Source organism: Cobetia sp. (assembly GCF_983723665.1).
This window is the reverse complement of record NZ_CFDJES010000006.1, coordinates 37,836-46,015: the sequence shown is the minus strand read 5'-3', so window position 1 is coordinate 46,015 and position 8,180 is coordinate 37,836. Positions and strand designations below refer to the sequence as shown.

4 protein-coding genes are annotated in these 8,180 nt (G+C 66.3%); all 4 read right to left on the bottom strand.

Going from position 1 to position 8,180, the window contains the following annotated elements:
- Positions 1-88: 88 nt before the first annotated feature.
- The 4 genes from tldD to AC4FAH_RS01565 all read right to left on the bottom strand — a co-directional run bounded on the left by tldD (position 89) and on the right by AC4FAH_RS01565 (position 8,152).
- Positions 89-1,549 (bottom strand): metalloprotease TldD, encoded by a 1,461-nt coding sequence (tldD, locus tag AC4FAH_RS01580; protein ID WP_107335429.1) that lies wholly within the window; start codon positions 1,547-1,549, stop codon positions 89-91.
- The gene (locus tag AC4FAH_RS01575) at positions 1,546-5,814 is read right to left on the bottom strand and encodes a YhdP family phospholipid transporter (protein ID WP_490245576.1); all 4,269 of its coding nucleotides are present in this window, start codon (positions 5,812-5,814) and stop codon (positions 1,546-1,548) included. Before AC4FAH_RS01575 ends, tldD begins: the two co-directional genes overlap by 4 nt.
- An 80-nt stretch (positions 5,815-5,894) precedes the next feature.
- Positions 5,895-7,358 carry a ribonuclease G gene (gene rng / locus AC4FAH_RS01570; protein ID WP_043332570.1) on the bottom strand — a complete coding sequence of 488 codons (1,464 nt, stop codon included), beginning with the start codon at positions 7,356-7,358 and terminating at the stop codon, positions 5,895-5,897.
- A 185-nt stretch (positions 7,359-7,543) separates the two neighbouring features.
- Positions 7,544-8,152 (bottom strand): Maf family protein, encoded by a 609-nt coding sequence (locus AC4FAH_RS01565; RefSeq protein WP_490245577.1) that lies wholly within the window; start codon positions 8,150-8,152, stop codon positions 7,544-7,546.
- Positions 8,153-8,180 lie beyond the last annotated feature (28 nt).

The following is an 8,180-nucleotide window of genomic DNA, read 5'->3' as shown; positions in this document are numbered from 1 at the left end:
GCTGATCCTCAAGCGCTTCCTCGACACCGCCATGGCCCTGCCATGGCGGTGTCGTCGTATTCATCGCTTCATTGTGAACGCGACCCGCTCAGGATTGCGTGCCGCCGACCGTCAACTCATCGAGCTTCAGCGTCGGCTGACCGACACCGACGGGCACGGACTGGCCGTCCTTGCCACACACGCCGACACCGGTATCCAGCTCCAGGTCGTTGCCGATCATCGAGACGCGACCCATGGCTTCCGGCCCGTTGCCGATCAGGGTCGCGCCCTTGACCGGCGTGGTCACCTTGCCGTCTTCGATCAGATAGGCTTCGCTGGCGGAGAACACGAAGCGCCCGGAGGTGATGTCGACCTGGCCACCGCCGAAGCTGACCGCGTATATGCCACGCTTGACGCTCTTGATGATCTCCTGCGGATCGCGATCGCCACCCAGCATGTAGGTATTGGTCATGCGCGGCATCGGCAGGTGCGCGAAGGACTCACGGCGCGCATTGCCCGTCGGCGCCATGCCCATCAGGCGGGCATTGAGCTTGTCCTGCATGTAGCCGGTGAGGATGCCGTCCTCGATCAGCGGCGTGTACTGCCCCGGGGTGCCTTCGTCATCGACGGACAGCGAGCCACGGCGATCGGCCAGGGTCGCATCATCGACCACGGTGACGCCGCGTGCCGCGACCTGCTCACCCATGCGGCCCGAGAAGGCAGAGCTGCCCTTGCGGTTGAAGTCACCTTCCAGACCATGACCGACCGCCTCGTGCAGCAGCACGCCCGGCCAGCCATTGCCCAGCACCACCGGCATCTGACCGGCCGGTGCATCGATCGCCTCGAGATTGACCAGCGCCTGACGCACGGCTTCACGCGCGTAACGCTCGGCGACATTCTCATCGCGCAGACGGGTCAACGGGAAACGCCCACCGCCACCGGCACTGCCACGCTCGCGACGGCCATTGCGCACCGCGATCACGCTGATGTTGAAACGCACCAGCGGACGCAGGTCCGCGGCGAGGGTGCCATCGCTGGCACGCACCATCACCACCTCGTAAAGCGCCGACAGCGAGGCCGACACCTGACTGATGGACGGGTCAAGGCTGCGCGCGATGCGGTCCGCTTCCTTGAGCATCGCGACCTTGTCCTCGGCGCTCAGGCCATTCAGCGGGTCGATGCCCGCATAGAAGGACGGCGCCTCGGTGATGATCGAGCTTGCCACCGTGCCGCTGCTGCCGCTGCGCGAGATACCCGCCGCAGTGCGGCCAGTGTCGGCTAGCGCGGCGGCATCGATCTGATTGGAGTACGCGAAGCCGGTCTTTTCCCCCGCCAGTGAGCGTACGCCCACGCCGCCATCGATGTTGTAGCTGGCGTCCTTGACGACGCCGTCTTCCAGCACCCAGCTCTCCTGCCAGATACGCTGGAAGTAGAGGTCGGCATAGTCGGTGCCCGGGCCCATGGCATGTGCCAGACCAGCATCCAGATCATCCAGGCTGAGCCCGCCCGGGGTCAGCAACAGGGCCGCGGCATCGTCGAGCACGCGACCGGAACTCGCATTTTGCGTCATTCGGCACTTTCCAGAGTAATGTTCGGGTCGCCCCAGGGGCCTGATACCCGATAGTGAATTTGCGTCACCTTGTCGATGAAGCGGCCGAAGATCTTGTCGGCCACGAACAGCGCCCCGCCCACGGCGGGCGCGCCTGCCAGCACGGCGGCCAGCGGAAGGTTCTGGCTGACCGGCACCGTGATGGCCATGCGTTGATCAAGGGTACCGCGAAGCAGGTCGACCTGCCCGTTGAGTGTCACGGTGGTGGACGGCGCCTCGATACGCAAGGGGCCATCGCTTTCCAGTCGCCCATCGAAGAGCGTCGCTGCGCCACGCACCTTGTCGAAGGCCGTCCCCTTGTCGGTGACATCAGAGAAGTCCAGCGACAGCCGGCGCAGCAGGTTATCCACATTGACCAGCCCCAACAGGCGGGCGGAGGTCGAGCCCAGATTCAGGAAGCGTCCGTCATCCAGCTTGATCTCGACGCGACCATTGGAGCGCGACAGGGCAAAGTCCTGCGGCGCACCGGGCCAGGCCAGCTTGACCTCGGCCCGGGCACGGTCCGCCTCGATGCCGCGCGGCTGGGAGAGACGCTCGAGCAGCCCGCCCAGGTCACTGCCATCGGCGGACAGGCGAGCGCGCGTCAGACTGTTGGTGCCGGCATCCTCCCAGGTGATGTTGCCCACCGCGGTGATCTTGCCCAGCGTGATGGAGAGCGGCAACACCACCAGCTGCTGGCTGTCGGCGGTCCAGTCGGCACTGATCGGCCCCAGCTGCTGATCGCGCCAGATGAGGTGTGCTAGGCGCAGACTGCCCGCGGGCAGGTCGGCAAGCTCAGCGGGATACGGCGTCGGCTCGATGCCGACATCGATAGCCTCGGTAAAGTTGCCTGGCGCACTGGCGGCCTGCGCCTCCTGCTCGGTATCCGCGGGCCACAGGGCATCGAGATTCAGGGTGTCCAGGTCCAGAATCAGCGGTCGCGCGGCGCCTGACTGCCACACCAGCTCGCCACTGGCGAGCTGACCATCCAGCGTCGCGGCCAGCCCCAGCCCTTGCTGCTGCGAGCTCTGGCGCGGCGCGGCCTCCAGCGTCATCGGCCCCGTACACCGGGACTGGATCATCAAGCAATCGGTGGCAACGCGCAGGCGTGACAAGGCACGCAGGGGGTCACTCTGCCCCGCGTCGCTGCCCTCACCACTCGCGCTGCCCTCCCCACTCACGCCACCTTCACCGGAGAGCGCTCCCGCCCACGGCTTCCAGAGCTCGGGGGCAAGGGTCGGCGTGCGCCAGGCGATGTCCCAGCCGGTCTGGGTGGGCCACTGCGGGTCACTCGGCCAACGCTCCAGCCACAACTGCCCCGTCATCGGCACCGTACTGCCATCGTCACGCGTATTGCCGCCTTTCCAGCGTGCACGGGCGCGATTGTCGAGGCGAACATCGCCGCCACCCTCCGCGAGCCCGATATCCACCGCCAGCGGTGCCGCCTCCTCTCGCGCCTTGCCAAAGGGTGCCGGCAGATTGATGGCCACTCCCTTGAGGTCACTCGAGAGCGCCAGACTGGCGCCGTCATCCGGCAGCATCATGCGCGCCTGGTAGTTGAACTCTCCGCCCAGCGCACTCGGGCTCTCGCCGTCCTGCAAGGCGGCCCGGGTGCTCTCGGCGGCATCGCCGATCAGGTGCTCGGGCGCGCCCAGCCAGCCCAGCACCGGCGCCAATGGCGCCTTGCCGTCGAAGATGATCGCGCCCTTGCTGCTTGAATCTGCCTGCCCGATGTTGAGCGCCGCCTTGACCGCACCGCCGAACAGCTTGCCGGAGAGGTTGCCGGTCAACTGTTCACGGCGTCCCTCGGGGCGGGATGGGTCATGCACGAACTCGAGCGGCCCGCGAATGCCGTCAACCTCGATGCCCGGCCCCGGGAAGGCCAGCGTCGCCGCCTGGCGCTCGCCGACCTTGCCCGCCGCCGTGATGCGCGTCTGCTCGGCGTCCTCCAGCGGCACGCGGATGTCCATCGTCGCATCTACCGAGCCCTTGCCCTGCCATTCGGAGATCAGCGCTGCGGTATCCTCGAGCGGCGCATGCGAGAGCAGATCGAACAGCGCCTCGACGCTGCCGGTCACGTCACCCTGAATCTTCAAGGTATTGTCCTGCATGTCGACGTCGGCCTGACGCACCGCCAGGGGCGCTGCACTGCCCAGCGCCGTGGCCGGCTGAGAGTGCGCCGCCGCGACCGTGGCACTCAGCGTATTGTCATGCAGCGCGAGGTTGCCCTTCACGCCCTCCAGCGCAGGCCAGCCCTCGGCGTAACCGAGTCGCCCGTCCTCGATGGCAAGCTCAAGGTCCATCGAATCGCCGGGGCCATAGCCATTTTCGCCATTGTCGTCATCCCACACCTGGGTGAGATGCAGGCTGCCCTCGGGGACCTGCCCCGCGACATCGCGCGTCAACCACTCGCTCAGCGCCGGGTCCAGCACCTTCATCGGCAACCAGGAGGCCAGCGGAATGCTGCGGGCATTCACGTCGCGCATCTCGAGATCCAGCTGGAAGCGATCATGATCCTTTGCGGGAATCTGCAGGCCGAAGCCGCCCGTCACATCGGCGCCAGCGCGCTGGATATGCAGGTCATGCCCCGAGACGCTGCTGCCACTGTCATCGACCTTGACCTCGACCACCCCGTCGGCAGCCTCGAGCTGCCAGCCGTCGCCGAAGACCTCGGGGAAGTGGAAGCGCATGCCCGGGTCGCCACGAAACGCGATCCGGCTCGCGATGCCGCCTTCATCAAGACTCTGCGCGGTGACCCAGGCCGCCAGGGGACCGAGCCCCGGAGCGCCCTGCCAGGGTTCCACCTCGGCGCCGGTCAGGCCCAGCGCCAGCTTCATGGTCAGCGGGGTATCGAGGCCGATCCCGGCCAGCGACAGGGAGAGGCCGGTGGCCGTGCCACGCGGATCGAGAGACTCGAGCACATTGCCCAGCTCGCCGAGCGCCAGCACATTGCGCCAGCGCGCCACCTTCTCCAGATCGAAACTGCTGGTGACCAGCGACACGCTGCCCTCGGCGAGATCCCCCGACAGCGAAATACGCTCGGGCAGACTGGCAAGCGCCGCGGAGACTTCTGGCGATGACGCCGCTTGCGGCGTCTGGTCGTCACTGTCAGCCGCCGGAGTGCCGGCCACCGGGGCGTCATCGAGTTGCGTGGCACCGACCGATATCTGATTGAGCCAGGCCTGCCAGCGATCACTGCCCGCCAGGTCGCGCAGCCACTGGCCACGCGCATGAATGTCCTTGAGCGCCAGCTGGGCGCCATGGTGATCCAGCGTCAGGCGATTGAGATCAAGACGCAGACGAGCATCTTCCAGTCGCGCATCACGCCAGCGCGCCCACAGCGTCGCGTTGCCATCGGCGTCGCGCAGCATCAGGCTGTCGCGCTCGCCCATCAGACGCCCGACACTCGCCAGCGCACCGGCGTCCAGCTCCACCTGCAGCTGGGCCGAGTAGTCGGCGAGGCCGTCGTCTCCCGGCAGCACTTCCAGCACGGCGCTGACACCGGCCTGAGGCGATTCCCCGACCCGCAACTGGCCTTCCAGATGCGCGCGATCGCCTTCTCCCGACAGCAACAGCTCGGCGGCATTCAGGTTGAGGGTATCGTTGCGACCATGCAGCACCAGGCGCACGTCCTCGAGCCGCACACGCTGACGCGCCAAAAGCGCCAGCCCCTGCTCCGTCTGCGCAAGGCTCATCTGTCCTTCGGGTTCGAGCGCTTCGGGAGGACGCGGCGGCCCCGGCCAGCCCCAGCTGCCATCTTCGCGCTGGTACAGGTGCACGATGACGCCGGTGGCGGTGGCGCGATCAAAGACAGGCGCCAGATGGCGCAGGGAGGAAAGCACATCGAGACGGGTTTCCAGATGCGACACGCTCAACAGCGGCGCCGCCTGCATCTCGTTGGGTCGAAATAGGTTCAGCCCCGACAGCTTGATGGCCGGATCAAGGTGATCCATGCGGCCTTCAAGCGATGACATCCCCACATTGGAGTGGGTCTGGGTGGCAATGAAGTCACTGATGGACTCACTGCGCGAATCCAGCGTGGTCAACCACCAGCGCAGGCCCCCGATCAGGATGGCCAGCACCGCCAGCAGCACCGCGAGCGCCATCAGCAGCCCGCGCGCCCAGCGCCGCCCACGCGAGGGTGGCGCTGGCGTCGCAGCTGACGAAGACGGGGCGTCTTCGACGCCCTCCTGCGCCGCCTCTTGCGAGGTAGAACGTGCCGCCTCTGGTGAGGTAGAACGGGTCACTGGTGGTTCTCCGAACAGGACAGACTCACGATGTGGATAACGCGACTCCCGGCTTCATCGCAGGCGCGGCGGCTGACAGATCACATGAGCACAATATCGTACTGCTCCTGGGTGTAATGCGCCTCGACCTGGAAGCGGATGGTCTTGCCGATGAAGCTCTCGAGGTCCGCCACGGCCGCGGATTCCTCGTCCAGCAGGCGATCGACCACGTTCTGCGAGGCCAGCACCATGTAGGTATCCGGGCTGTAGGCGCGCTCTTCGCGCATGATCTCGCGGAAGATCTCGTAGCAGACCGTCTCCGGCGTCTTGAGGGTGCCGCGCCCCTGACAGGTCGGGCAGGCCTCGCACAGCACCTGCTCCAGACTCTCGCGCGTGCGCTTGCGCGTCAGCTGCACCAGGCCCAGTTCGGTCACACCGGTCATCTTGTTCTTGGCATGATCACGCTCCAGCGACTTCTCGAGCACTCGCAGCACCTGGCGCTGGTGCTCGGTCTCTTCCATGTCGATGAAGTCGATGATGATGATGCCGCCGAGATTGCGCAGCCGCAGCTGGCGCGCGATGGCGGTCGCCGCCTCGAGATTGGTCTTGAAGATGGTCTCTTCGAGGTTGCGATGACCGACGAAACCCCCGGTGTTGACGTCGATGGTGGTCATCGCCTCGGTCTGGTCGATCACCAGATAGCCGCCACTCTTGAGCTGCACCTTGCGGCCCATCGCCTTGTGCAGCTCATCCTCGACACTGAACAGATCGAAGATCGGTCGCTCGCCGGGGTAATACTCGATGCGCCCTTCCATGTCGGGCATGAACTCGCTGGCGAATTCCTTGAGCCGGATGAAGTTCTCGCGCGAGTCGATGCGCACGCGCTCGATCTCGTCACGCATCACGTCGCGCAGCGTGCGCATGAACAGCGGCAGATCATCATAGATCACGCTGGGCACGGCGGCGGTCAGGCGTCGCTCGCTGACCTTGCGCCACAGGCGCAGCAGGAAGTGCATGTCCTGCTTGAGCTCGGCCTCGCTGATGCCTTCGGCCGCCGTGCGCAGAATGAAGCCGCCGGGCGCTTCCGGATCCAGCGCCGTCAGGCACTGCTCGGTGAGCTCCTTGAGGCGGTCACGCTCGGCATCGCTCTCGATGCGCTGCGACACGCCGGTATGCGGCGAGTCCGGCATGTAGACCAGATAGCGTGACGGCACCGACAGATGCGTGGTCAGCCGGGCGCCCTTGGTGCCGATGGGGTCCTTGGTGACCTGCACCACCAGTGGCTGGCCTTCGCTGAGCAGCTCGCGGATCGAGAGCTGCTCGTCATGCGGCGTATGCGCCGGCATGACTTCCTGGGCATGGATGAATGCGGCCCGTTCGAGACCGATGTCGATGAAGGCCGCCTGCATGCCGGGCAACACTCTCACCACCTTGCCACGGTAGATGTTGCCGACGATGCCGCGTCGCCCGCTGCGTTCGATGAAGGCTTCCTGCAGGACACCGTTCTCGACCACCGCCACGCGGGTCTCCATCGGTGTCAGGTTGATCAATACCTCGCCGCTCATAGCGCAAGTCCTTGTAAAGTCGTTGCTTGCGATTATGACATAGCAAGGGAGCCCCCGGCTGTGATCTATCGACTAAGGATTTCCTGCAACGGGTATTTTGTGCCACGCACGCAAGCCATCGTCCTTCGCGATGGCGCTGGAGTGCTGTCTCGACACCCGACTGCCGCAGTGCAGAACATCGCCCGTCAGAGTGGTTGCCACGGCTGAACGCCCGCCTTGCTCAGAAGCTCTGCGGTCTCATGCAGCGGCAGCCCGACCACGGCGCTGTAACTGCCCTCGAGATGACTGACGAAGACGGCGCCGAGCCCCTGGATGGCGTAACCCCCCGCCTTGTCAGCCGGCTCACCGGTCGCCCAGTAGCGCGCAGCCTCCTCCGGGGTGATGGTGCGGAAAGTCACGCGGCTCTCGACCAGCTCGCTCGCGCAGCGCATGTCGCGCCCGGCGTCGCCATGACACAGCGCCACGCCACTGAGCACCTGATGGCTGCGCCCCGACAGGCTGAGCAGCATCTCGCGCGCATCGGCCTCATCACGCGGCTTGCCGAGAATGCGTCCATCCAGTGCCAGTGCGGTATCCGCGCCGAGCACTCGCCACCCCGCCGTCTGGCCTGCCGTCCGCTGCGCCAGGGCCGCGAAACCGGCCTGCGCCTTCTCCCGCGCCAGCCGCAGCACGTAATGCTCCGGCGACTCATTGGCCTGCGGCGTCTCATCGATATCCACCGGCGCCACCTCACATTGGATGCCGATACTGGCCAGCAGGTCACGACGACGCGGCGACCCCGAGGCCAGAATCAATTCCGCATGAGCAGCGCCCTGTTGAGCA

What these genes read in the sequence shown, in the direction of transcription:
- rng (WP_043332570.1), bottom strand. Translation starts at nt 7,358, where the DNA reads ATGAGCGGCGAGGTATTGATCAACCTGACACCGATGGAGACCCGCGTG.
- tldD (WP_107335429.1), bottom strand. Translation starts at nt 1,549, where the DNA reads ATGACGCAAAATGCGAGTTCCGGTCGCGTGCTCGACGATGCCGCGGCC.